Origin of the sequence: Streptosporangium minutum (genome assembly GCF_002149035.1) — a bacterium.
Classification (GTDB): Bacteria; Actinomycetota; Actinomycetes; order Streptosporangiales; family Streptosporangiaceae; genus Streptosporangium; species Streptosporangium minutum.
On the sequence record NZ_NGFP01000030.1, the window covers coordinates 28,817 to 51,455 of the forward strand.

The window sequence follows — 22,639 nt, forward strand, 5'->3', positions numbered from 1 at the left end:
AACAGTTCGGTGGGCTGGGGCTAGGCAACGAAGTCCCAGCCCACCGGTCGCCCCAACCATCTATGACGATCACCCACGATCAGGCGATCGTGGGTGTTGCAGCTGTACGGCGGAGCGGCTCCGGTACGGCGGGTCTGTTCGGTACGGCGTGGTCATGGTGCGGCGGCGCTGATTTACCTGCACCCGGAGGAGGAGCGGGACAAGATGGTCGCCGACAGCATGGGCAGGCTCGCCGAGGAGGCTATACGGAAGAACGGAGATCAGGAGGGATCGGGCGCGTAAGATCGAAATGAGCCCCGGAAAGAAATGAGCCCCGGAAAGAACGGGAGCCAGGCCGGAAAACAATCCCTGACCTGGCTTTTCCTGCTTGGAGCAGGTGGCGGGAATCAAACCCGCGCTGGCAGCTTTGGGAATCATCTGCTGACCTTGCTGCCCTGAGCTGGGGAAGCGGGATGCGGGCCAGGGCGGGTCGAGGACCATGAGCCCCCGTGAGACCCCGCCGATCCCTGTCGGTTCCGGCACGCGATCAAGTGCGAGCTCAACGGACATGACTCGTCTATCCTTCGCGCATGTCGATCAGAGACGAGGAAGTGGCCCTCAAGGCAGCGCAGGCCGGAGCTGCTGTCGTGGTGGCCATGTACGGCGCATCGCTGACGCGCTTCCCGAAATCTGCGGGTGACTTCGCTACGGCCGCTGACATCGAAGCGGAGAACGCCATTCTTGACGTTATCCGCACCGCCCGACCAGATGATGCCGTGACGGGCGAGGAGAGCGGACGCACGGGTTCGGGGGACGCGGAGCGCATGTGGCTGGTCGACCCCCTGTGCGGCACGCTGAACTACGCCGCGCGGAGCATGCTGGTAGCGGTGAACGTCGCCCTGCGGGTGGGCTCGGACATCATGGTGGCGGCCTCAGCCGATCCGTTCTCCGAAGAGGTTTTCTGGACGGACGGTGATCACGCGTACCTCCGCCACGACGGCGTGGACGAGCGACTTGCGCCATCGCCTGATTCGCGACTGGTGGATGTCAACCTCGATCCGCCGTTCCCGAACGGACCGAGCTTCCAGGCTGTGCGTCTGCTTGCCGACACGGGGTTCATCGAGCGATTTCGCCCGCGTGTCGTCTCCACCACCCTGGCAGTGGCCTGGGTCGCCTCCGGCCGGCGAGCCGCGTACGTCACTGACGGCCATCTGCAGGACAGCGTGCACTTCGCCAGCGGGATCGCGTTGTGCCAGGCCGCCGGATGTGTGGTGACCGGCTTACACGGTCAACCACTGCACACCGGTGTGGGCGGGCTCGTCGCGGCCGCCGACGGGGAGACGCACGCCGCCCTGCTGGAACTGATCGCCAACCAGTTCCCTTTTGACCGGTAGCCTGTGCGATTTCTGTCCAGCCATACCGGGAATCGTGATCGGACCCCACTGGGCCCTGGTGCCCGATCAACGTCAACGCGCAGCCGGCTGCCGTGAGCGGGCCCCTCTGGGAGGCGCACGGACGTCAACGAATCCGGGAAGGCCCGGCCCCGCCGGTTGACCTGGGCTTTCTTTGTCGGATCGAGTGACAGGAATCGAACCCGCGCTGTCAGCTTGGGGTCGGCTACTGATCCGGCTGCCCCGAGCCGGGAAAACGGGGGGAGCAGATCACGGCGGGTCGAGTAACCGTGATTCCCCGTGGTTTCCCGTGCATCCCCGCCTGTTCTGGTACGGATCTGGCGCGCGATCACGGCCATGACCTCTTCCTTGTCAGTGGGACTACTCCGCGGCCGCGGGGCCGACGTGCGAGTTCCACGCCGACCTTCCCGCCAAGCGGTGGGCCCCACGCGTGCGGGGAGCGTCCGTTGACCGTGACAGCGGACGGTCCAGTCTCCGACACGGGCGATCTGCGCGGTGACGGCTTGGAGCTGTCGCGTCAGGCGAACCGCTACTGGAGTTTCCCCAGGCGCGATCCTGCGCGAACCGCTCGCCGCAGACGGCGGTGCGTCGGAGCTCCTGGCATGGTTGTGGGGACATCCGGCGACGTCGCAGCCGCCCCCCTGGTCGGCCATCCTGAGGCGCGCAGTCTCAACTGCGAGCCGAACGGGCGGCATGGTCGCAGGTCGGCCAGGCGCTGGACGTGACCAGGGTGAATGCGGAGACCAGCGGTACAGAGCCGATCTTTGTGCTAGCTCGACGACGGCTCCTGTCCGGGCCGGTCGGTGGCCCTGCGTTCCCGGGCCGTGCTTTCGGATTTCTCTCGATGCGGAGGTCGCCCGCTACGGCCGTCTCCTTGGGGAGGCCTCGACGGCGGAACTGGAGCTGCTCCTTTCCTGCTGGGTCGCGTCTCGCTCGACAAGCCGGCCTTCAACAGTCGCCCAGCCACGCGGCCGGGACAGGCGGTGCAATCGCCTTGCCCAGGCCCGCGCAGCGCGTACCTCCACGGCCTCGCGTCGGGTGTAACGCACGTGAGGGAAGACGATCCTGGCTTGCGGCGAAGAACGAGTGATCGTAACCATCACCCGTAAGGCGGGCATATGTCGGAGACAAGAACTTGATCGCCGAAGTAGGCGAACAGGTGACCGATGCCGAACTCGTCGCCCAGTGCCGGCGGGACCCTGACCTGTTCGTCATCGTGCACGACCGCTACTACCGCGACGTTTACCTGTACGTGGCCGGTCGCCTGGACACGCAGATCGCCGAGGACATCACCGCCGAGACGTTCCTGCTGGCCTTCGATCGGCGCAACCGGTTCGACCCGGAACGCGGGAGCCTGCGGCCCTGGCTGTTCGGCATCGCCACCAACCTGATCGCCAGGCACCGGCGCAAGGAGACACGCCACTACAGGGCGCTGGCCCGGCTGGGGCCGGAACCCGTCGTGGAAGGCCACGAGAGCCGGGTCGTCGCCTCCGTCGCCGCTGAGCGCATGCAGCCGCACCTGGCCAAGGCGCTTGCCGCCCTGTCCGGTGGCGAGCGCGACGTCCTGCTTCTCGTGGCCCTGGGCCAGCTCGGCTACGACGAGGTGGCCCAGGCGCTCGGCATCGCCATCGGCACGGTGGGCTCCAGGCTCAGCCGAGCGCGCGCGAAGATCCTCGCCCTCATCGACAAGGAGACAGTCCATGGATGACCTCGACACGCTCGCCACCCTGCTGACCAAGCCCGAGCCGTCCACCGAGGCGATCACTCGCAGCAGGAGCCGGCTCCAGGACAGGATGCGAGGCCGCACGCGACGGCGGATCGGGTGGCTCATGCCGGGAGTCGGCCTGGCCACCGCCGCCGCGGCGGTCGTCGCCGTGATCGCCACGGGTGTGACCACGCCCGCCGGCGCACCGGTCTCGGGCAGGGAGGTCCTGCTCATGGCCGCCGCCAGTGCGGAACGTACGCCGCAAGGTTCCGGGACCTATTGGTACGTCAGATCCGAGTGGTCGGACCCGGAGATCCCGGCGATGGAGAGCTGGACCAGGCGTGACGGCCGGCGCTGGACCAAGGGCGAGCCGGGTGACCCTCCCGGCGTCGCCGTACCGGCCCCGCTCCCGCTCAGCCTCAAGGGGGCCGAGGTGAGCTTCGAGGACCTCGAAGGGCTGCCGACGGATCCAGAGGCGTTGAAAGCACGGATCACCGAGCGGAAGGGGCGTGCCGACGACATGAGCCGGTCCGAGCAGCGAGGCGATCCGCTCCTCCCCCTGCTCTCGCTGATCTCGGAGCTGCCGACGCCTTCGGAGGTCCGTTCCGCGGCGTTCCAGGCGCTGGCCGCGACGCCGGGGGTCGAGAGCAGGGGCGCGGTCGAAGGCGGGCAGGAACTGCTGATCCCTAATCCTGACGGCGAGTCGCCGATCAAACTGGTCGTCGATCCCGAGACCGCTCGGGTGACCCGCACCAACCTCCTCCTCACCGGCGACGGAGGCGTGGCGGGGACTGATGAATTCATCTCGGTGACCACCGACTGGACGGACCGGTCTCCCCGGTAGGGGCTGGGTGACGACGGCTGAGGCTCCGACCACCACCCATACGGAGACGGCGGGGCGACTCGGCCGTGTCCTGAAGGCTGCCCCCAGGTCCATGAGTGGAGTTCGACCGGGGCGGCCCGGGAGGTTTCGCGTCCGACGGGCGCGTGCCCATGGCCGAACGGCCTGGCGGGCGCGTGCCCATGGCCGAACAGTCTGGCGGGCGCGTGCCCATGGCTGAACGCAGGAAGAGACCATTTCCCCTCACACAAAGGCAGATCATGAGTTTAGGTAAGTCGTTCCTCGCCGTCGCCATGGCAGGAACGATCGTGGGCATCACACCGGCACCAGCACCGGCGCAGACACCGCAGCCTCCCTCCCAACCGGCGAACGGGGTGACCCTGATCACCGGTGACCGTGTCGTGGTCACCGGCCACGGGCATCGGGTGGAGCCCGGACCCGGCCGGCAGGAGGTCGGCTTCACGAGCCAGGTACGTGAGAAGCACCTGTATGTGATTCCGTCCGACGCCCAGCCCCTGGTCGCCCAGGGGGTGCTCGACCGGCGGCTGTTCGACGTCACCCAACTGCTGCAGTGGCGGTACGGAGACGCCGAGATCCGTGACATCCCGCTGATCACGCGCTCGGACGCGGGCCCGGCCCCTGCGCTCAGGGGCGCGCAGGGTACCCGGCAGCTCGCCGGCCTTGGCATGACCACGCTCCGTCTGCCCAAGAGCGGCGCGGCCCAGGCGTGGAAGGAGATGGCGGGCGGCGGCCGTACTCTGGCCGCGGGCACGACGAAGATCTGGCTGGACGGCCGCCGGTCCTTCAGCCTCGACCGGAGCACCAGGCAGATCGGCGCCACCGAGGCGTGGAAGCAGGGGATGACCGGCGAGGGCATCACGGTCGCCGTCCTCGACTCCGGTTACGACCCCGGCCATCCGGACCTGAAGGGCGTGGTGGCGCAGGAGCGCAACTTCAGCGAGGATCCCGACATCCGCGACAACCTCGGTCACGGCACCCATGTCGCCTCGATCGTCGCGGGTAACGGCGAGAAGTACCGGGGAGTGGCCCCCGGCGCACGGCTGGCCATCGGAAAGGTGGGCGACGAGTCCGGTCCCTCCGAGTCCGCCATCCTGGCGGGTATGGAGTGGGCCGCCGTCGAGGTCAAGGCCAAGGTCGTCAACCTGAGCCTGGGTGACGCCGACCAGCCCGAGATCGACCCCCTGGAACAGGCGGTGAACACGCTGTCGGCGGAGACGGGCACGCTGTTCGTCGTCGCCGCCGGGAACGACGGCGGGAGGCGGCCGGTGAGCAGCCCCGCCAGCGCCGACGCCGCCCTCGCGGTCGGCGCCGTCGACAGGCAGGATCGGGTGGCCGGGTTCTCCAGCACCGGCCCCCGCGTAGGCGACCACGCCGTCAAACCGGACCTCACCGCACCGGGGGTCGACATCGTCGCGGCGGCGGCCGAGGGCACCGCCGACGGCGCTCACGTCGAGATGAGCGGTACCTCCATGGCCGCACCGCACGTGGCCGGGGCCGCGGCCATTCTCGCCCAGCGGCATCCCGACTGGACCGGGCAGCAGCTCAAGGTCGCTCTGGTCGGCAGCGCCGCCCCTTCGTCCGGCGCCACGCCGTTCCAGCAGGGCACCGGGCGTGTGGACGTGGTCCGCGCGCTGAAGCAGCAGGTCGTGGCCCAACCGGCGGGCACCTGGGCCGCCTTTCCCTGGGACGGTCCGGACGGACGCAAGAAGACCGGGACCGTCACCTACACCAACTCCGGCGACGCCCCGGTCAGCCTCGACCTGACCGTAGAGGGAGAAGTGCTCGAACTCGGCTCCCGGCGGCTCGACGTGCCCGCCGGAGGACAGGCGTCGGTCACGCTCAGCATCGACGCGAGCGGCAAGGCCCCCGGCGACTACGCCGGGACGATCACCGCCACCTCGGGCGACAGCGTGATCCGCACCCTGGCGGGTGCGTACGTCGAGCCCGAGTCCTACGACGTCACCATCGCCGTCATCGGCAAGCAGGGCCAGCAGGTCGACCCCTGGTCGGCTCAGATCTATGACGCGAAGACGGGGACCGTCACCGAGCCGGTGTTCCGGAACGGCATGGCCACGGTACGGCTCCCCAAGGGCGACTGGGACCTCTACACCTTGATCGGAGAGAGGATCGACGGGAAGTCGAACTTCACCGTCGCCAACTCCCCGCTGAAGGTCGACGCAGGCAGCCGCCGGCTGACGGTGGACACACGCCAGGGCAAGGCGACCAAGGTCACACTCGACGATCCGACCGCCACGCCTCGGCGCGGTTTCGACCTCGGGCTGGCCCACGGCGCATGGAATTCGTGGTCGTCGACGAACATGAACGTCAACACCGAGCTCTTCGTCGTGCCGGTTCACCGGCCGGGCCTGACCTACACGTTGAGAACCACGTGGCTGAGCAAGGACGTGTCTCCCAGTCCCTACGTCTACGATCTCGTCGACCGCCGCACCGACGGCGTCCCGGAGAACCCCGTCTACGACGCCAGGCAGAAGGATCTGGCGAAGGTCTCCGCGACCTACCGGTCCTCGGGAGTGGCGGCCGTGGGGACGCCGATGGCCGGACTACAGATCGGGGGCTTCCCGGGCTCGTCCATGGCATCACTGGTCGGTGACATCCCCCTGCCCGGCACGCTCATCCACTACCGGACCCCCGGGCTGACCTACGAAAGCGGTCTTCAGGTCGGCACCTCCCTGACCTTCGACGGCGGCAAGCTCATGAAGCGCGGGCAGACCGATGAAGTCTGGAACACCGCGGTCACCGGTCCGTCGTTCCTGCTGCCGGGCGGCAGCCGTACCGGCGACAAGCTGACCTTCTTCGGGGTGGGGCTGTTCGCCGGCGGGGGGCCGGGCAGAACGGGCTCGGACACCGCCGCCACCGGCACCGCCACCCTCGCCAGAGACGGGCAGGTGCTGGCCAAGGCCGACATCGCCAACTGTGAGGTCTACCAGAGGGAAGCGTGCGAGCTCCACGCCGGCCTTCCCCCCGAGCCCGGCGCCTACACGCTGACCGCGTCGATGCGCAGGCAGGTTCCGCACTCGACACTCTCCACCGGCGTGGAGTCCGTATGGAGGTTCCGGTCCGCGACCACGGCGAAGGAGCGGCCGCTGCCGCTGACGGCGGTCCGATACAGCCCCGCCGGCCTGGATGAGTCGAATCGCGCCAAGCCGGGCAGCGTGACCCGCCTGCCTCTGTGGATCGAGCGCAACCCCGGCTCCACCGGGGCAGCGACCGAGTCGGTCCAGGTGGAGATGTCCATCGACGACGGGGCGAAGTGGCGTCGTGTCCCGATCGTCCGCACGGGCTCGGGCTGGACCGCCGTGCTGCCGAACCCGCGCACGCCCGGTTTCGTCTCCCTCCGCGCGGTGGTGACCGGCACGGCGGGCACCGGCCTGACCCAGACGATCACTCGCGCCTACGCCGTCGGCTGACCGACGGCTAGGTGACGCTCCCCCAGGTTCGGTTGCCTTTCGGGCCGGATCTGGGGGCAGTACCGTTCGAGGCAGAGCGGCTCGCCCGGGACCCCGTCGAGCTGACCACACCGGCCGACCGTCTCACCGCGCACGGCGTCATCCTGGAAAGGGGCGTCCGGGCTGTAAGCGTTCATGTTGGCGCGGGCTTCCTGCTCGGCGAGCCGCTCGGCCCCCGGAATTGGGAGTGATGGGCCCGGAGGGTCGGCGAGGCCCAGAGAACAATCAAGGCCCTGGTCGGGGAATCATCCCTGACCTGGGCCTTTGAAGTGGAACGGGTGACGGGAACCGAACCCGCGCTGTCAGCTTGGAATTATCTACTGACCTTGCTGTCCTGAGCTGGGAAAACGGGGGTGCAGGTCAGGGCGGGTCGAGTGACTGTGAGTCCCCGTGAGTGACCGTGGTTCCCCGCCTGTTCTGGCACGGATCTGGCACGTGATCAAGCCCGGTTTCTGGGGCGGTGAACATGGAACGGTGTCGATGGCACATGAAAGCTGACCTTAGGCGGACGGCCTGGCGAAGTCATCGATGGACGCAATCTGCAAGATCAGGCATGCTGGTTTCCCCTGAAGGGAGGATCAGATGGCGATCGGGTTCACCGAGATTCTGTTCTTGCTGGTGATATGGGCTGTTCCGGCAGTGCTGTTGTTCTTCCTTCTTTACTGGGCGATCCGCCTGGCGATCAGGCATGAGAAGCGGCGAGTGATGAGTCCCCGAGAGTTCCTGGACCAGGAGCGACGGGAACGTATGGCCGCGGAGCGTGCCACTCACTATCGCACCAGGAAGCGCTGACTATGAGCAGGTGCTCGAAGACCTCTTGGCCCAGAGGGTTACTTCAGAAAGCCAGCGAAGACCCACGGCCGGGAATCTCTTCCTGACCTGGTCCTTCAGTCTTGGAGCGGGTGACGGGAATCGAACCCGCGCTGTCAGCTTGGGAAGTCTCTATCGCGCCTGGCCGCTGAGCTGGGAAGACGCTGACCTGCGGGGGAGCGCTTCGGCTACCCGTGATTCCCCCTTGGTCACCCTCCTGACGGGCATGCAACGGGCACGGGGCATGTCTGCCCCTTCGGCGCTCTGGTGCTCGGTGGGCCGGGGTTGAGGCACGAAACCCCGGACCGTCGATCGCCCCCAGCCCTGTACGGAGATCAACCATCGCCAGGTGATCGTAGGGCGGTATGAGTACAGCGCCACCATTTAGAGTCGTCCTGTGGAAGTGGATCAATACGTGTACTTCGCCCTCAAGAGCGAGCGCATGTCCGCAGAGGAGATGACCGCGCGATTGGGCCTCGAAGCTGACGAGATCACGATCCGAGGTAGTAAGAGCTCGGATCCCCCTCGCCCAGCGGTTCACATCTGGCAGATCAGCGTTCCCAGATCGAGCCTGCCCGTTGACGACATGATCACAGCTTTGGTTGACCGATTGGAGCCATACGCCTCGGCAATCGGGGCGCTCGCCGAAGAGCTGGACCGGCATGAGCCTGGACACACCGCCGTCCTGCAAGTGGTCCGCTTCTTCGGTGAAGATGAGGAAGACGAGGACTCCGAGGAAGAGTGGATGACAGAAGTTCCAACTCGACCTCGGCCGCTGGGTTGGCACCTTGACCGCCGTGTCCTCGACTTCTTGCAGGCCACGCGGGCGGAACTCGACGTTGACGAGTACGGGGACACCCTCTGATCGTTGAGCGATACCGTTCGGGTTGGGCACCTGCCACAGCACCGCTGAACGGTTCCGCGCGGCGGCACGTCGCTGGGGTCGGCGAGTCTCATTGGGTACGGCGGGCGCGTGGTACGGCTACGGCCCGGGGCGCCGCCGGCCGGGACCGGCGCCCACGCCGCACGCCCGGACGGCGTGCAGCAGAGGGCCGGGTACGGCGGCGCGCCGCGCCGCCGCTTGACCTGGCCGCCCGGACGGTCAAGATCACAAGGTCCACCACCGAGCTCAAGGACGGATCGGTGACCATCGGCCCACCTAAGTCCGCGGCGGGCAGGCGCACCGTGGCCCTGCCCGAAGTGGTGATCTCCGAACTCCGCGTGCATCTAGACAGGTACACCGATGATCGCGAGGAGGCCCTAGGGAAGAACAAAGATCAAGGGGGATCGGGCACGTAACGGGCACGGAAGATCGAAATGAGGCCCGGAAAGAACGGAAGCCAGGTTGGGAAACAATCCCTGACCTGGCTTTTCTTGCTTGGAGCGGGTGACGGGAATCGAACCCGTGCTGTCAGCTTGGGAAGTGCATCGATCACGCCTTGTGAGGCGGCTGACCGGGGTGTCGGGTTGGTCGTGAGTGACCGTGGTTGACCCCTCGTCACCCATGGTTAATGGCCCGCTAACGGCCCGGCGATCAGAGGTGCATGCCGAGGGGGTGCTGGTCGCGACGGCCAGACAGCAAGATCTCCCGCAGGCTGCTTCTGAGAAGTACGATGCTGTCGTCATCGATCTGGAGATCGATCCGGACGACGGGCTCCACGTTCAGTTCCTTCGCGGCCTCTGAGGTGAAGTGGAAGGTCAGGCGGCCGGAGCCGATCCCGCAGTGAGTCACGCCGCCGTAGGTGGTGCCTGCCTGGTCCTCGCGGACGATGCAGTACGTATCCATACCAAGTCCGATCTCCTGCTCGTCTGGTTCCTCGGTGGACATCATGAAGATCAAGGCATTCCCGGTGCCGTCCTCGTGTTCGGCCATTCCGAAAACGATCGTCTCCGGGTCCTCGTCGCGGCCGGCGGTTCGCGCGACCATGGTTCCCAGAGGAGGCCAGGCCGAGCCGGGTTCGCTGTCTACCGGTGAGGTGAGGGTGGAGTCGCCCTCAGGCAGGGGCACACCTTCGGGCCAGGCGGCGCACATCCACGACGGGGTGAGATCCAGCCTGCGCGGGAACATGGTCAGTTCCTCCACGTAGGCCCAGGCGGGCACCTCGATGTCCTGGGCAAAAGGCAGCTCCATCCCGAAGGCGGGCGGCATCATGGCGGTGTAGTCCTGGGAGAAAGGCGACTCCATGCTGAAGGTCTCCATCATGGAGTCGTACGACTTTCCGCGCAGGCTGTAGCCGAGCCGGCAGACGAACCACGTCCCCTCACTCGGCCTGTACTCGGCTACTTTCAGCTGATGGAAAAGGTCGCCGAGGTCCTTGCCATCTCGAATTTGCTGGGAACCGTCCGCCATCCGATAAGTGATCGCGGTTATGCCGAAGGTGCCGAGCTGGCAGCGAAGGATATCGACCTCCTGCCATCCGTCCGGGGCGCTGGCCCGCACGGTTCGCCCGATTTCGATGCAGAGTTCGTGCGTGAGGTCGGATGACATACTCACCATGCCTTTTCCATCAAACGATAACAGGAGTTCATCGGGCGTCTTTCCAGGTGGTTACGTCTGATCACGGATGCGCTCAAGCGCATGCTTCGTCCGTCGGATCTTCCCGCCTGCCTCGTCCCACCCCGGAGGGGCAACAGCTCGGGGACGGAGGGGCAAGGCCGTCTTCGCGTGTACGTCAGCCGGTGGACGTTCCTCGGTCATGGGATGCCAACGCTCACAGACGGCCTTGAGCCGGAGGAGTCGAGTTGTTGGGCTTGCCTGGGACGTGGCAGACGGGAAGATCCGGCTCACCTCAACCACCTATGGTCCTTCGATGCAACGCTGATCATCCCGGAGTCGGAGTGCCCCTGCCGGAGGCATCTTTCCCACGATCCGTGGTTGCAGCCGCAAGGCCACCGACCATCATGCCGACTCCGGCAAGGACGAGAAGGGCGGGCTTGATTAGTGCCACCAGGGTGACAGCGACGGGGGCAGCGATAATGCCGGTGCCGCTGGCGCTCCAGCTGATCTCCAGAGGATCGAAAAAGACCATGCCCAAGCCAGCGAGCATAAAAAGGGTTCCTACGCCAAGAAATAAGTTTCGCAGCATAGCGACGGATGCTACGAGATCATGCCCCCAATACGCGAACTTTCAGTCGTAGGGCAGCACAGCCGGCGTTAATACGAAGCACCCCAATAGGGCTAGGACCGAGGTCGATGGCTGGATCGACCTTGTGGACGACGGTGCGGCCCCACTATGGCGGGCGATGGCCGAGTACGGCGGTCGGGCGGTGCGGCGGGCGGGCCGATTCCCGCTGCCGTCCGGGACCGGCGCCCACGCCGCATGCCCGGACGGCGGGCGGTGGGAGGGCCGTGCGGCGGCGCGGCGCGCCGTCGCCTTGAACTGCGGCGCCTGGACACCCACACCGGCATGATCGAGTCGTTCAACATCCCCTGCGGGACCACCCAGGAAGCCAAATGCCCGCCCCGCGCTCAACGCAACAAGCAGCTGCGTAAGGCCCAGTGCCGCGAGGGCTGACACCTGGACCACGAACCTGTCGCCGAACCCCATCCCTCCACCGAAGACCAGCGGTGGCTGATCGAGTTCCGGGCCGACGTGCAGGCCAAACGGGACGAGGCCGAGCGGGACGGGGAAGACACCCTCGACTGGGACGAGGCGATAGCCGGGATCGACGCGGAGATCAACGCCGCTGGGATGCGGGGCAATGTCCTGGGCGGGCGGACGGTTCCCAACCGTTCCCGCTCGACGAGGCGGCGCCAAGATGCGCCGGACCTGCCCAAGCGGGCCAAGCAGGACACCACTCTCAGACGGACCTTCATCGCCCCCGATGGCAGGGTGTATCGGCCGTCGCTGTTCGTCACCCTTACCCTGCCCTCGTACGGCAAGATCCGCTCCGGTCTGGGCGTGCCGGTCGATCCGAGCACCTACGACTATGCGGCGGCGGCCCGCGACGCCCTGCACTTCTCCAAGCTGGTCGACCGGTTCGTGCAGAACCTGCGCCGGGTGGCCGGCTACGACGTGCAGTACTTCGCCACCGTCGAGCCACAGAAGCGGCTCGCGCCGCACCTGCACATGGCAATCCGCGGCACCATGCCCCGCGCGGAGATCAAGGCCATCGCTGCGGCGACCTACCACCAAGTGTGGTGGCCATCAGTCGATGAAGTCCGCTTCGACGGTGACCACCTGCCCGTCTGGAGTCAGTGGGCCGACCTCGGCGACGGGGAGACTTACCCGGACGGGCAGAGCGGCGACTACCTCGACCCCGCCACGGAGGAACTGCTGCCCACCTGGGACGAGGCACTCGACCAACTCGGCACCGGCGAGACGGCCGAACCCCTGCACGTGGTCCGCTTCGGCCCTCAAGTCGATGTCCAAGGCATCGTCGCCGGATCACCGGACGCTCACAAGCGCATCGGCTACCTCACCAAGTACCTGACCAAGAACCTCGGCGACCCCCTCGACCCTGACGACCAAGACAACCAGGCCCGTCGTGACCACGCCGTTCGGATGGTCGAGGCGCTGCGCTACGAACCCTGCTCGCCGACGTGCCCGAACTGGCTGCGCTACAGCATCCAGCCCAAGGGGGCCAAGGCGGGCATGCTGCCGGGCCGATGCAAGGGCAAGGCGCGCAAGGCCGAACACCTCGGCTACGCGGGCCGCCGTGTCCTGGTCTCCCGCAAGTGGTCCAACAAAACCCTGCGCGAACACAAGCAGGACTGCCGGGCCTGGGTGCTCGACATGCTCGGCTTGCCCGACGAGACGGTGACCGACCCGCACCGCTACGTCTGGCGGTCGGTCTCCTCCAAGGATCCCAACCGCACCCCGCTGGCCAAACGGCTACTGCGTGAGGTCGCCAACCGCCGGCGCACCCGCGCACGCCTGATCGAACTTCAGGCCAGAGCAGACGGACAACCCGTTCCAGATCTTTCGGCAACTTCACTGGCCGCCTGACAGCCTGACAGGAGAATCCATTGGACGAACTACTCAAGGTGCACGAGGCTGCCGCACTGCTTCCCACCTCGGAGCGCTTCATCCGCCGGCTGATCGCGGAACGCCGGATCGAGTTCGTGAAGATCGGCCGCCACGTCCGCATCCGGGAGTCCGCACTGCTCGCTTTCGTCGTCACGGGGACGGTTGAGCCCCTGATGACTCACGAGGTCACCGAAAAGGCTGCCTGATGGCCAACAAGGACGGTCACCGACGTTTCGGCAACGTCCGCAAGCTCCCATCCGGACGTTTCCAGATCCGCTATCCCGGCCCGGACGGGCGTATGCGGACCGGCTCGGACACCTACGACCGCAAGGGTGACGCGAAACGGGCGCTGTCCCTCGTCGAGGCTCAGATCATCAAGGGGGAGTGGACGGACCCGGATCACGGGAAGATCAAGCTTCAGGACTACGCGGGGACGTGGATCTCCCAGCGCGCAGGCCTCCGCCCCCGCACCGTCGACCTCTATCGCTGGCTGCTCAAGAAACACATCACCTCGTACCTGGGCGGGGTCCAGTTCGGCAAGCTCTCCACCTCGATGATTCGGCAGTGGCGGGCCGACCTACTCAGCAATGGGGTCTCGGTCAGCGTGGCGGCCAAGGCATATCGCCTGCTGCGGGCCGTGCTGATGACGGCGGTTGAAGAGGACCACATCATCTCGCGCAACCCGTGCCGGATCCGCGGAGCCGGCGACGAGCACGCCCAGGAGCGCCCGGTGCTGACCGTGGCCCAGGTCTTCGAGCTGGCCGACCTCGTGGGCCGTCGTCCGGTGGGCAACGTCCGCAAGCTCAAGGACAACGCCTACCGGCTGCGTTTCCAACGGCACGGAGGGATGCGGACCCATCCCGAGGTCTTCACCGGTCGTGCCGACGCTGAAAGGGCGCTGTGGAAGATGTGGACGGACGGGTGGGCCGACCGCACCCATGATCGACGCTTCCGTGCCCTGGTGCTCCTGGCCACCTTCGCCAGTCTGCGATGGGGTGAGGTGAGTGCGCTGCGCCGTACGGACGTCGACCTCGACGAGGGAACGGTGCGTATCCGGGCGGCCTAGGTCGAGCGCTCGACCGGCGGTCTGCTCCTCGGTCCGCCCAAATCCAAGGTGGGCCGGCGCGTGGTCGGCATTCCCAAGAGCATCATTTCGGTGCTGCGCGAGCACATCGCCACCTACGTCCAGGCCGATCCTGGCGCGCTCATCTTCCCCGGCGCGAAGGGTGGCCCGCTCTGGCGCAGCGGGTTCAACACCCGTACGCGCTGGGTCGGTGTGGTCAAGGAGATGGGTATGCCAGGTCTGCACTTTCATGATCTCCGGCACACGGGCAACATGCTCGCCGCCGAGTCGGGTGTGGGTCTCAAGGACCTGATGGCCCGGATGGGACACGACAACGTACGCGCCGCGATGATCTATCAGCACGCCGTACGGGGTGCCGACAAGGCGATCACGGATGCGATCGACAGGCAGCTTGAGAAGCGGGACGACGATGAGGACGGCTCAGCCGGGGTGCTCGCCCCCGTCGGTTAATTGCACGGAAGATCGAGAACGCCCTAGAGACAATCAAGGCCCGGGTCGGGAATCAATCCCTGACCTGGGCCTTTGAAGTGGAGCGGGTGACGGGAATCGAACCCGCGCTGTCAGCTTGGGAATCATCTACTGACCTTGCTGCCCTGAGCTGGGAAAACGGGGGTGCAGGTCAGGGGTGGTCGAGTCCCTGTGAATCCCCCTGAGTGACCGTGGTTCCCCGCCTGTTCTGGCACGCATCTGGCAAGCGATCAAGGTTGTGACTGCTTCCTTATCAGGACCGTCCGGAGAGGCGTCGCTCACGCCGAGGGGTAGGGGCGCCGGCCGCACGGGGCCGTGCGTAACCAGCCCATATGGTTCTCGCATGACTCGAAGCCTTCGGTTGGCGCCTATCACCCCTGCCAACATCGAGGCGGCCATCGCCGTGAAAGTCCGCCCCGACCAAGAGCGCTTCGTCTCGCCGGTGGTGAAGTCGCTGGCCGAGGCTTACGTCCACCCGGAGGTGGCCTGGCCGCGCCTCATCCTCGACGGCGACCGTCCTGTGGGCTTCCTCATGGCCTTCCTTGATATCGACTGGAACGGCGAGGGGGTCGACTTTCGGTCCGGCTTGTGGCGCCTCAACGTGACACCCGACGTACAAGGGTGCGGTGTCGGCCGCTTCGCCGTCGAATCAGTGGCCGCCGAATTCAGGAACCGCGGCGGCACGCAAATGTATGTCACGTGGGAGCCGGGAGAGGGCGGGCCCGAGGGCTTCTACCGGAAGCTCGGGTTCCAGCTCACAGGTGAGAAGAGTGAGGGCGAAACGGTCGGGGTGCTGGATCTGACGCCTCCTTCGTAACGGCGAGCACTGCGGTCGTAGTCAGCAGGACGCCAGATCGTTCTAAGTACGACCTGCGGCGGTATGACAAAGCGTTCGGCTCGTTGCTCGCCGAGCTGCCGCCGGGCCCGCCGACGACCCGGGTCCGGCCTGACCCGGTCCTCGATCGGCGCCCGGCGGCGCGACCGTCAGTACCCTGGGTGGTCGCCGCCGGGAGCGCCGGGCGCCATGCCGCCGATACCACCGGGGGTGCCGGAAGCCATGCCGCCGGAAGGCATACCACCGGGGGTCATGCCGGCGGCGGCCGCTGAGCGGTGTTCCTCCTGGGCTTCGGTGATCTTGCGGATGACGCCGATCGCCAGCACGGCAGCGATGAGCATCAGCACGATGCTCACCACGTCGAACCGTGCGGCGGCGGCCAACGGCTCCAGCCCGTCGGAGTTGAACAGCAGACGGACGGCCACGTTGGTCCCCCAAGTACCAATCAGCCAGGCCGCCCACCAAACGTTGAACAGCCCCCGAGGAGGCGAGGAGACGCGGGAGGAGGCGTACCAGATATCGTCCACGATCTGCTTCGGGAACCAGAAGTTGACGATCGGCACCATCCAGCCGAAGATCAGCCACGGTCGGCTGTGCCGGTGGCCGCCAGGTGAGAGGATCTCGGCGTTCGCCCTGACCCTGAACAACCACACCAGGAACGCCACGACGGCCACGAGGTAGACGACCGTCTCGAAGATGCCGGACAGGCCGTAGACGAAATCGCCCGTGTCGATCTCCGCCTCGGACACGGAGTCGAGGTCGACGATCATGTGGTCCACAAGCGAGGCGTACCAGAGGTCGATCACGGCCGCGACGATCCCGATGAGGGAGTCGCACACCAGGGCCACCACGGCGAAGATGGCGACGCCCCGGACTGGGCGTAAGGGCGTCGGCGGTGGCGGGTAGCCCTGGTAGGGGAGGGGGGGCGGATACATGGCGTGGCCCTTTCGGAATCTGGACGAACCAGTATGTCGGGCCAAGAACCAGGAAAGGATCAGTTGCCCGATCCGGCATCCTCTTGTGATGAAGCCAGGATTTTGAACTTTCGGTGATGGTCTCGGTGAGAGCGGGCAGTGCGTAAAGCCTGCCTTCACGTATGCGACTGAAGGAGCAGGAACGGCAGCCACCACACAGTGCCGTGGCGCCGGTGGTGTCGCCCACCCACACCACGTCGATTCCACGTGCCTTGAGTGCCAGCTAACGTTCCTCATGTGTCAGAAAAGATCATCTCGCTCTGACCTTCGAGAAGAGGGGCAGGGAGGAAAGGCCCGGGTCGGGAATCCGTCCCTGACCTGGGCTTGAAGCGTGGAGCGGGTGACGGGAATCGAACCCGCGCTGTCAGCTTGGAAAGTGCATCGATCACGCCTTGCGGGGCGGCTGAGCTGGGCGTTCGGCTGTTCGTGAGTGACCGTGGTTGACCCCTCGTCACCCTGGCTAATGGCCCGCTAATGGCCCACTGATCATGCCTAGAGGCAGAGACCCGTTCTGTCTGACCTCTGTCCTACGGTGTGTGGTCACAGTGTTCCGGATGATCGGAGTGAGAAGGCGTGGGACTGACGACACCGCCCGCACCGGTGGATGTGGTGGCCCTCTTTCCTGAGTTGGCCGGCCGGAGCAGGACCACGGTCCGACTGCATCCTCGCCGCGGAGCTCCGGCCGTCACGGACAGTTCCATGGGTGGGCCGCTGCTCTGGCCTGCCGGTGAGTCATGGCCGTTCTGTGGGTCCTCCGACCATGAGGACCTCTCGGCCTTGCAGTCGATCGCGATGGTGCCGATCCTCCAGATCTACGCCCGGGATGTGCCGGAACTGCCGTTCCCGCCGGATACGGACGTGTGCCAGGTGTTGTGGTGCCCCTTTGTCCACGAGTCCGACTACCGGCCCGTGGTGCACGTGGTCTGGCGCGATTCGCATCTCCTCACGGACCTCGCCGAGGCCCCGGAGCCCGTAGCCAGTGAGAAGGGCTATCGTCCGCGGCCCTGCGTGCTTTCGCCTGAGCGAGTCGAGGAGTATCCCGCAGTCTGGGAAGCGTCGGAGGAGCTGTACGCGAAGATCGATGCATGGGAATCGTCTCTGGACGGCCCAGAGGAATGGAGCTATCAGTACCATCTGTCGGTCGCGCCGGGAACGAAGGTCGGCGGGTGGGTCGACTGGGTACAGTCCCCGGAGAGCGTCGAGTGCGATCAAGACCATGAGATGGAGCACCTGCTGACGATCGCTAGTTGGGAGCATGATCCTGGATCCGCGATCAGATGGGTACCGCTCAAAGAACGGCATCTTCTCAGCTCGGACTTCGATCCCGAACGTATGGGGCCCGCTGGCATCATGATCGGCGACGCGGGATCGACGTACCTCTTCATCTGCTCGCAGTGCCCTGACCGGCCCGTCAGAGGAGTCAGCCAATGGTCGTGAAGCCGAGCGACGCGGTCAGGAACCGAACCGTACTGTCAGCTTGGGAATCATCTACTGAGCTTGCTGTCCTGAGCTGAGAAAACAGGGGTGCAGGTCAGGGCGGGTCGAGTCCCCGTGAGTCCCCCTGAGTGACCGTGGTTCCCCGCCTGTTCTGGCACGCATCTGGCACGGGAAGCTCGCTCGTCGTCTATCGCTTGACGGCAGCCTGGTTGCGCTGCCGCTGATAGGCGATCTTGTCGGTGGCGAAGTCTATGCTTCCCGCCCATGACCAGAGATGAGACTCCTGTCGTGCAGGTCAAGCAGCTGGATGTGGGGGTGGATTACAGTCAGGTCTATCTCGTGGATGAGGGGTGTGACGCGTGCGGCCAGTTTGATGGCGTGCCGGGCCACCCTGTGGGGATCATCCGAGTGGAGAAAGGCAGGGCCTCCCTGATTGTGGGTCCTCAGTGGGGAACGGTGGAGTTCACGGTGGCTGTCGCCGATCGGGATCCGGGTGCTGACCTCGATGGTTACGAGGACATCGTCGAGATCAGCTATGAGTCCCCATCAGGCCGTGTTTCTCTGGAGGAGTGGGAAGGGAGGGAATATTCTCTTCCTCCGTTGCCCGCCGGTCCCGGAGCGTATCGTTTGCGGTACCACGTCAGAGGTATGGACGAAGAGGTCGCGATCGAAATAGGTGATCACTACTTCCTGCAAATCTGGCCTGAGCCGCTACGTGATCCCACCGTGCTCAAATCTACGAGTTCATCCTTTCAATACTGGCTGAACTCTGAACGACCCAGGCAAGCTGGCGTGGAATAGAGCGATCTGCATTGTCAGCTTGGGAAGTCTCTAGTGTGTCTGGCCACTGAACTGGGGAAACGCTGACCTGCGGGAGAGTGCTCCGGCTGCCCAGGATTCCCCATGAGTCCCCCTCATTCCCTCTACTGACGGGCACGCAACGGGCACGGCCTACTCGTAGATCGTTGCCGCCCCCAGCGCGTTGGCGAAGAACGACCAGGAGGCATCGTCAGGTGCGGGACGGCCCGTGTTCGCGTAGTAGCCAGGGGACGCTGACCCAGGCGGCCAGCGCTTCCAAGAAACGCCCCAGGCGGTCGTTCTCCCAGACCGCTCCGTTGGTCAGCTCTGTATGGAGAGCCTCAACATAACGGGCGAGATCTTCGCGGGTCTCGACGGCTTCGGCTGCGGCCGGCGATATGTCGTTCTGTCCCATGGCTCCATAGTGGTGGGCTCCCAGCAAACCCGCACATCCAGCCCGCCTGCTCATCCCGTCTGCCGTCAACCCGCCCGCAGGGGAAGCAGGGCATGGGTCGGGGCGCCAGGTGGAGCGCCCTGCTGGACGAACGACCTGGCGCCCCGGCCCGTGGTCTGCTCGGCTTGTCCCGGGTCGACGGCAGACGGGATGAGCAGGCCCCCTACCTCAGCCATCGAGAGACCGGCGGCGATGAACGCGCCCTTGGTGGACATCCCGGAGCCGGAGCGCCCCCGCCGGAGGCTGGTTGTCATGGTGCGTCACTACAGTCAGGCCATGAGTGACGATCAGACCGTCCTTGAGCATCTCGTCGCATTGGTTCCTCCACCCGCAGAACCGGTCTTCGGTATCGGGAGCTGGGAGGAACTGGCCTCTGATATGGGGCTGAGGTTTCCTGCTGACTACATGGCCTTCCTTGAGCGGTATGGCAGTTGCCAGTTCGCTAGGTGGCTGGCGATCTATGACCCTCGGGGGCTGCCCCAGGAGGACAGGAGGGATCCGGCTCAGTGGGGGGAGGAGTACCGCGACTTGCGCGATGACTCGCCTGAGGGCTATCCGCTGGCGATGTGGCCGGAGTCCGGTGGCTTCATCGAGTGGGGCACCACAATTGACGGCGAGGCGTTCGGCTGGCTGACGGTGGGCGAGCCGAAGGACTGGCCGGTGCTTGTGCTCTACCGTCATGACCTGGTGCTGGGTCCTATCCACGAGAGCATGACGGAGTTCCTGCTCGGGTGGGCTTCGGGCCTGCGGTACAACGGTCGCGCGGTCCGTAATGACGGCCTACCGCTGAGGTGTCTTGCCTGGGCTTGAGGTGTGGGCGGCGGTGCGTCGCTGAGGTCGGCGCGTTGGTTGGGTACGGCGGGCGCGCGGTGCGGCTACGGCCCGGGGCGCCGCCGGCCGGGACCGGCGCCCACGCCGCACGCCCGGCCGGCGGGCGGCGGAGGGCCGGGTACGGCGGCGCGCCGCCGCTTGATACCTATAAGAACAATTCGGCAAATCTACGTGTCCAAGAAATCCCATTCGGAACCGAGAACCCATCGCAACGCTGAGAGCTTGCCGTGAACGAAGCCCCATCCCCAGTCATCCCAGGGGCCGATATTCTCGGCGCCGTATCGTTCTTCCATGGCTCGGTTCGCCGCATCTAATCGAGCTTCAACTTCGGGCGGAATGGGTATGCCTTTGGCAGCCGCATCCCGCTCGGCTATGATTATCTTGCGAACGTGAGATATTTTATCGAAGAATTCATACTCCGCCTCCAGGATTTCGGTAAACGTCCGCGTGTCTTGGTGTAAAAACTCGGTATCGTCGGCTTCTTCGATAAACTCTTCGCCGAAGTATTCTTCGAGAATTTTATTTAAGCCGTCGATGCCATAGAGATAATGAGATTTCGTCCCGTTAAAGTATTTTTCCAGGTCGGGGTGCGGTTCTCGGCGGTCCCCATTGGGGATGGAGAAATCTTGGTGGTTGCTCGTTATGAACGCGTACTGATCATTTTGTGCTCGGGATTCATACGAAGAGGCGTATAGTTCGATTAACAGTGCGTCTGCCACGCTGTTTTTCTGGAGGTGAAGTGGTGCTTGTTTGTTTATGCCCCGTTTGACGACTCGTTCGTAGTCTCGTTCGGTCGGCTCTACTCGTCTCCCGCCCTCCAGTAGCGACCCTATTTCGCGGAAGTTTTGGAGAGTGGCAGCGCTTAAAAGGGGGACCTGGTGTGTCATTTCTTCCAGCCAGGTGTGTGATTCTTCTCCGCCATACTCATGTAGATCGTTTCGAAGTAGGCGGAATCTTTCGCGGACGCTAGCGGTTACAGCTGACTCGGCGCGCGGACGGTTTCGATTGAACTCATCTGTGACTAATTGTGGAACTAATAGCTCCAGCTTTTTCTGATGCTCAAATACTCGGATGGGGACAATCCAGCGCTGGCCTTTCCGGTGCTTGGCAAGGTCAAGCCAAGTTGACGTGTCGAGGAAAAGGTGAAGCATGGATAAATTATGGCATGCACTACCGTTTAAGTCTTGAGATTTTTGGAGTCATCATCGACTCGAACGGCATGTTAGTCAAGCAAGTCGTAGCGGAGTGTATTAAGTGCCCGGCGGCCAGTCACGTAACGCTCATGAAACTCATCGGCAAGGGCTTCGCGTCGGTAGCGTTGGCGTAGGACGCGGTCAAGGTCTCCGGCTCGATTGACGAGGTCGGCGAGAGATTTACGATCAATGTCGAACGCTGCCATACCTTGTTCGATGGCGGCATCAAGGTTGCCGCGTCGAGCGTGAACGATGCCGAGATCTATATGGGCGTCGGCAACGCGCATGGGGGCGTTGGAAGTGCCGTCAGGGCGTGTATGCATCTGGATCGTCTCAAGGGCGTGTTCTTCGGCGCGGTCGTCGTCACCAAGCCAGGTGTATGCGGTGGCGGCGTAGAAGACCCACTTGGCGTGGTCGAACACGAAGTGATGGTCAGGATTCCCAGGCAGAGGAAGCTTGGCGAGCGCGTCGGCTCCTCGGGTGAGGGCCCTGTCCGCTTCGCGGCGATCGCCGATGCGGGCCAGTCCGCGGGCCTCTTGCAGAGTGAGTTGGACTTGGGCACTGGATTGGCCGGCGACGGCCTGGCCCATGCGGGCGGCGGTCACGACATCCTCGTAGCGGCCTTCGACCAGGGCGAACCACGCGGACATCTCGTAGGCCCAGCCCATGAGTTCACCGTGCCCGACCTGGCGGCCCATCTCGTAGGCAGCGCGTCGAGCGGTCTCGGCCTCCTCGCGCTCTCCCAGGTCGTAGTGAACGCACCCGAGCAAGGCCGTCAGCCATCCCGTGATGGCGAGGAGTTCGCGGTGCTGAGCGAGGGTGATCCGTCCACCGAGTAGGCCGTTGACCTGGGCGAGACGCTTCTGCGTCCGATCGCGCAATGTGGCGGCGGAAACGACCGGATAGGCGCGGCACAGCAGATCGACGGCCTCGGAGAGCGCTTCGAGCGTTCCGTTCCCGACGTCGGATGCCTGGAGCTGCTGGGCGAGTTCCATGGTGCCGTACAGGTCGGCCTCGGCCCGGAGCGCGTCCACGGGGGGCATCACGGTGGCTTCGATCAGGCGACTCTGACCGCGCCGGTTCTGGCGGAATCCCAGGGCTTCGGGCTGCAAGCCGGTCAACTGGGTGAGGGCAAGCCGGTAGGAGGTGTGCGGCCAGGAGACCTCGCCGGCCTCCCACCGTCTGATCCGCTCCTCATCGCAATTCAGCCGTTCGGCGATACCGGCCGGAGTGGCGTTAATTCGGTCAGCCATATCAGCGCGAGTGAGCTGGTGCTCATTACGCCACGCTCGGAGTTGGACATTCGGGATGTTGTCTGGCATCTCGGGTCTTCCTCGCGGCTGGGGGCTCAAGAGGGGGA

The 22,639-nt window shown here is 65.4% G+C and carries 22 protein-coding genes and 1 pseudogene; 15 read left to right on the forward strand and 8 right to left on the reverse strand.

Annotation, left to right across the window (positions count from 1 at the left end):
* Positions 1–93: 93 nt before the first annotated feature.
* The 7 genes from CA984_RS45350 to CA984_RS09495 all read left to right on the forward strand — a co-directional run bounded on the left by CA984_RS45350 (position 94) and on the right by CA984_RS09495 (position 9,100).
* Positions 94–282 carry a hypothetical protein gene (locus CA984_RS45350; protein ID WP_133061585.1) on the forward strand — a complete coding sequence of 63 codons (189 nt, stop codon included), beginning with the start codon at positions 94–96 and terminating at the stop codon, positions 280–282.
* Between the two features lie 287 nt (positions 283–569).
* Positions 570–1,373 (forward strand): inositol monophosphatase family protein, encoded by an 804-nt coding sequence (locus CA984_RS09465; RefSeq protein ID WP_086570338.1) that lies wholly within the window; start codon positions 570–572, stop codon positions 1,371–1,373.
* A gap of 1,153 nt (positions 1,374–2,526) precedes the next feature.
* Positions 2,527–3,099 (forward strand): RNA polymerase sigma factor, encoded by a 573-nt coding sequence (locus CA984_RS09470; protein WP_086570340.1) that lies wholly within the window; start codon positions 2,527–2,529, stop codon positions 3,097–3,099.
* Positions 3,092–3,940 (forward strand): CU044_5270 family protein, encoded by an 849-nt coding sequence (locus tag CA984_RS09475; RefSeq protein ID WP_086570342.1) that lies wholly within the window; start codon positions 3,092–3,094, stop codon positions 3,938–3,940. Before CA984_RS09470 ends, CA984_RS09475 begins: the two co-directional genes overlap by 8 nt.
* 257 nt (positions 3,941–4,197) lie before the next feature.
* Complete coding sequence (locus CA984_RS09480; protein ID WP_165781176.1) at positions 4,198–7,386, forward strand: S8 family serine peptidase; 3,189 nt, start codon at positions 4,198–4,200, stop codon at positions 7,384–7,386.
* Positions 7,387–8,007: 621 nt separating this feature from the next.
* Positions 8,008–8,217 carry a hypothetical protein gene (locus CA984_RS09490; RefSeq protein WP_086570349.1) on the forward strand — a complete coding sequence of 70 codons (210 nt, stop codon included), beginning with the start codon at positions 8,008–8,010 and terminating at the stop codon, positions 8,215–8,217.
* 415 nt (positions 8,218–8,632) lie between these two features.
* Positions 8,633–9,100, forward strand: a complete 468-nt coding sequence (locus tag CA984_RS09495) for a DUF4279 domain-containing protein (protein WP_207620796.1) — start codon at positions 8,633–8,635, stop codon at positions 9,098–9,100.
* 669 nt (positions 9,101–9,769) lie between these two features.
* On the opposite strand, the gene CA984_RS09500 is transcribed toward CA984_RS09495, so the two are convergent.
* Both CA984_RS09500 and CA984_RS09505 read right to left on the reverse strand, forming a co-directional pair.
* The gene (locus tag CA984_RS09500; RefSeq protein ID WP_165781177.1) at positions 9,770–10,723 is read right to left on the reverse strand and encodes an Imm10 family immunity protein; all 954 of its coding nucleotides are present in this window, start codon (positions 10,721–10,723) and stop codon (positions 9,770–9,772) included.
* A 334-nt stretch (positions 10,724–11,057) separates the two neighbouring features.
* Positions 11,058–11,321, reverse strand: a complete 264-nt coding sequence (locus CA984_RS09505; RefSeq protein WP_133061586.1) for a hypothetical protein — start codon at positions 11,319–11,321, stop codon at positions 11,058–11,060.
* Between the two features lie 432 nt (positions 11,322–11,753).
* Between CA984_RS09505 and CA984_RS09510 the strand changes: the two genes are divergently transcribed.
* The 5 genes from CA984_RS09510 (at position 11,754) to CA984_RS09530 (ending at position 15,574) form a co-directional block, all read left to right on the forward strand.
* Entirely contained in the window at positions 11,754–13,184 is a 1,431-nt protein-coding gene (locus CA984_RS09510; RefSeq protein ID WP_165781181.1) for a replication initiator, read from the forward strand.
* Between the two features lie 20 nt (positions 13,185–13,204).
* Positions 13,205–13,411, forward strand: coding sequence for a helix-turn-helix domain-containing protein (locus CA984_RS09515; protein WP_086570355.1), 207 nt, complete (start codon positions 13,205–13,207; stop codon positions 13,409–13,411).
* On the forward strand, positions 13,411–14,271 hold the full coding sequence (locus CA984_RS47060; protein ID WP_108724544.1) for a site-specific integrase: 861 nt from the start codon (positions 13,411–13,413) through the stop codon (positions 14,269–14,271). The genes CA984_RS09515 and CA984_RS47060 overlap by 1 nt, the downstream gene beginning before the upstream one ends.
* Before the next feature lie 60 nt (positions 14,272–14,331).
* Positions 14,332–14,739: a tyrosine-type recombinase/integrase gene (locus CA984_RS09525; protein ID WP_165781178.1), complete on the forward strand. Its 408-nt coding sequence runs from the start codon at positions 14,332–14,334 to the stop codon at positions 14,737–14,739.
* Positions 14,740–15,100: 361 nt separating this feature from the next.
* Positions 15,101–15,574: a GNAT family N-acetyltransferase gene (locus CA984_RS09530; protein WP_086570359.1), complete on the forward strand. Its 474-nt coding sequence runs from the start codon at positions 15,101–15,103 to the stop codon at positions 15,572–15,574.
* Positions 15,575–15,741: 167 nt separating this feature from the next.
* Here the strand turns inward: CA984_RS09530 and CA984_RS09535 are convergent, their stop codons facing one another.
* A complete protein-coding gene (locus CA984_RS09535; RefSeq protein ID WP_165781179.1) occupies positions 15,742–16,527 on the reverse strand; it encodes a DUF4328 domain-containing protein in 786 nt (261 codons plus the stop codon).
* A gap of 612 nt (positions 16,528–17,139) precedes the next feature.
* Between CA984_RS09535 and CA984_RS09540 the strand changes: the two genes are divergently transcribed.
* Together CA984_RS09540 and CA984_RS45355 are read left to right on the forward strand one after the other, a co-directional pair.
* Complete coding sequence (locus CA984_RS09540; protein ID WP_207620797.1) at positions 17,140–18,003, forward strand: YwqG family protein; 864 nt, start codon at positions 17,140–17,142, stop codon at positions 18,001–18,003.
* Between the two features lie 264 nt (positions 18,004–18,267).
* Positions 18,268–18,804, forward strand: coding sequence for a hypothetical protein (locus CA984_RS45355; protein ID WP_133061587.1), 537 nt, complete (start codon positions 18,268–18,270; stop codon positions 18,802–18,804).
* 150 nt (positions 18,805–18,954) lie between these two features.
* On the opposite strand, the pseudogene CA984_RS49230 reads toward CA984_RS45355, so the two are convergent.
* From CA984_RS49230 to CA984_RS45365, 3 genes and pseudogenes are all read right to left on the reverse strand, one after another.
* Positions 18,955–19,008, reverse strand: a pseudogene (locus CA984_RS49230) (hypothetical protein); the annotation flags it as partial.
* Between the two features lie 4 nt (positions 19,009–19,012).
* A complete protein-coding gene (locus CA984_RS45360; protein WP_133061588.1) occupies positions 19,013–19,216 on the reverse strand; it encodes a DUF7660 family protein in 204 nt (67 codons plus the stop codon).
* Between the two features lie 65 nt (positions 19,217–19,281).
* Complete coding sequence (locus CA984_RS45365; protein ID WP_133061589.1) at positions 19,282–19,509, reverse strand: hypothetical protein; 228 nt, start codon at positions 19,507–19,509, stop codon at positions 19,282–19,284.
* Between the two features lie 22 nt (positions 19,510–19,531).
* Between CA984_RS45365 and CA984_RS09545 the strand changes: the two genes are divergently transcribed.
* Positions 19,532–20,065: a hypothetical protein gene (locus CA984_RS09545; RefSeq protein ID WP_133061590.1), complete on the forward strand. Its 534-nt coding sequence runs from the start codon at positions 19,532–19,534 to the stop codon at positions 20,063–20,065.
* A 188-nt stretch (positions 20,066–20,253) separates the two neighbouring features.
* Here CA984_RS09545 and CA984_RS45370 read toward each other — a convergent pair whose 3' ends face one another.
* Positions 20,254–21,237: a PIN domain-containing protein gene (locus CA984_RS45370; RefSeq protein ID WP_133061591.1), complete on the reverse strand. Its 984-nt coding sequence runs from the start codon at positions 21,235–21,237 to the stop codon at positions 20,254–20,256.
* 71 nt (positions 21,238–21,308) lie between these two features.
* On the reverse strand, positions 21,309–22,601 hold the full coding sequence (locus CA984_RS09550) for an NsdA family TPR-like regulatory protein (RefSeq protein WP_133061592.1): 1,293 nt from the start codon (positions 22,599–22,601) through the stop codon (positions 21,309–21,311).
* Positions 22,602–22,639: the final 38 nt, after the last annotated feature.

Excerpts from the sequence above, each read along its gene's own strand:
- CA984_RS09500 (WP_165781177.1), bottom strand. The coding sequence starts at position 10,723 with ATGTCATCCGACCTCACGCACGAACTCTGCATCGAAATCGGGCGAACC.
- CA984_RS09505 (WP_133061586.1), bottom strand. The coding sequence starts at position 11,321 with ATGCTGCGAAACTTATTTCTTGGCGTAGGAACCCTTTTTATGCTCGCT.
- CA984_RS45360 (WP_133061588.1), bottom strand. The coding sequence starts at position 19,216 with ATGGGACAGAACGACATATCGCCGGCCGCAGCCGAAGCCGTCGAGACC.
- CA984_RS09480 (WP_165781176.1), top strand. The coding sequence starts at position 4,198 with ATGAGTTTAGGTAAGTCGTTCCTCGCCGTCGCCATGGCAGGAACGATC.
- CA984_RS09545 (WP_133061590.1), top strand. The coding sequence starts at position 19,532 with ATGAGTGACGATCAGACCGTCCTTGAGCATCTCGTCGCATTGGTTCCT.
- CA984_RS45355 (WP_133061587.1), top strand. The coding sequence starts at position 18,268 with ATGACCAGAGATGAGACTCCTGTCGTGCAGGTCAAGCAGCTGGATGTG.
- CA984_RS09535 (WP_165781179.1), bottom strand. The coding sequence starts at position 16,527 with ATGTATCCGCCCCCCCTCCCCTACCAGGGCTACCCGCCACCGCCGACG.
- CA984_RS45365 (WP_133061589.1), bottom strand. The coding sequence starts at position 19,509 with ATGACAACCAGCCTCCGGCGGGGGCGCTCCGGCTCCGGGATGTCCACC.
- CA984_RS09475 (WP_086570342.1), top strand. The coding sequence starts at position 3,092 with ATGGATGACCTCGACACGCTCGCCACCCTGCTGACCAAGCCCGAGCCG.
- CA984_RS45370 (WP_133061591.1), bottom strand. The coding sequence starts at position 21,237 with ATGCTTCACCTTTTCCTCGACACGTCAACTTGGCTTGACCTTGCCAAG.
- CA984_RS09465 (WP_086570338.1), top strand. The coding sequence starts at position 570 with ATGTCGATCAGAGACGAGGAAGTGGCCCTCAAGGCAGCGCAGGCCGGA.
- CA984_RS09490 (WP_086570349.1), top strand. The coding sequence starts at position 8,008 with ATGGCGATCGGGTTCACCGAGATTCTGTTCTTGCTGGTGATATGGGCT.
- CA984_RS47060 (WP_108724544.1), top strand. The coding sequence starts at position 13,411 with ATGGCCAACAAGGACGGTCACCGACGTTTCGGCAACGTCCGCAAGCTC.
- CA984_RS09550 (WP_133061592.1), bottom strand. The coding sequence starts at position 22,601 with ATGCCAGACAACATCCCGAATGTCCAACTCCGAGCGTGGCGTAATGAG.
- CA984_RS09530 (WP_086570359.1), top strand. The coding sequence starts at position 15,101 with ATGACTCGAAGCCTTCGGTTGGCGCCTATCACCCCTGCCAACATCGAG.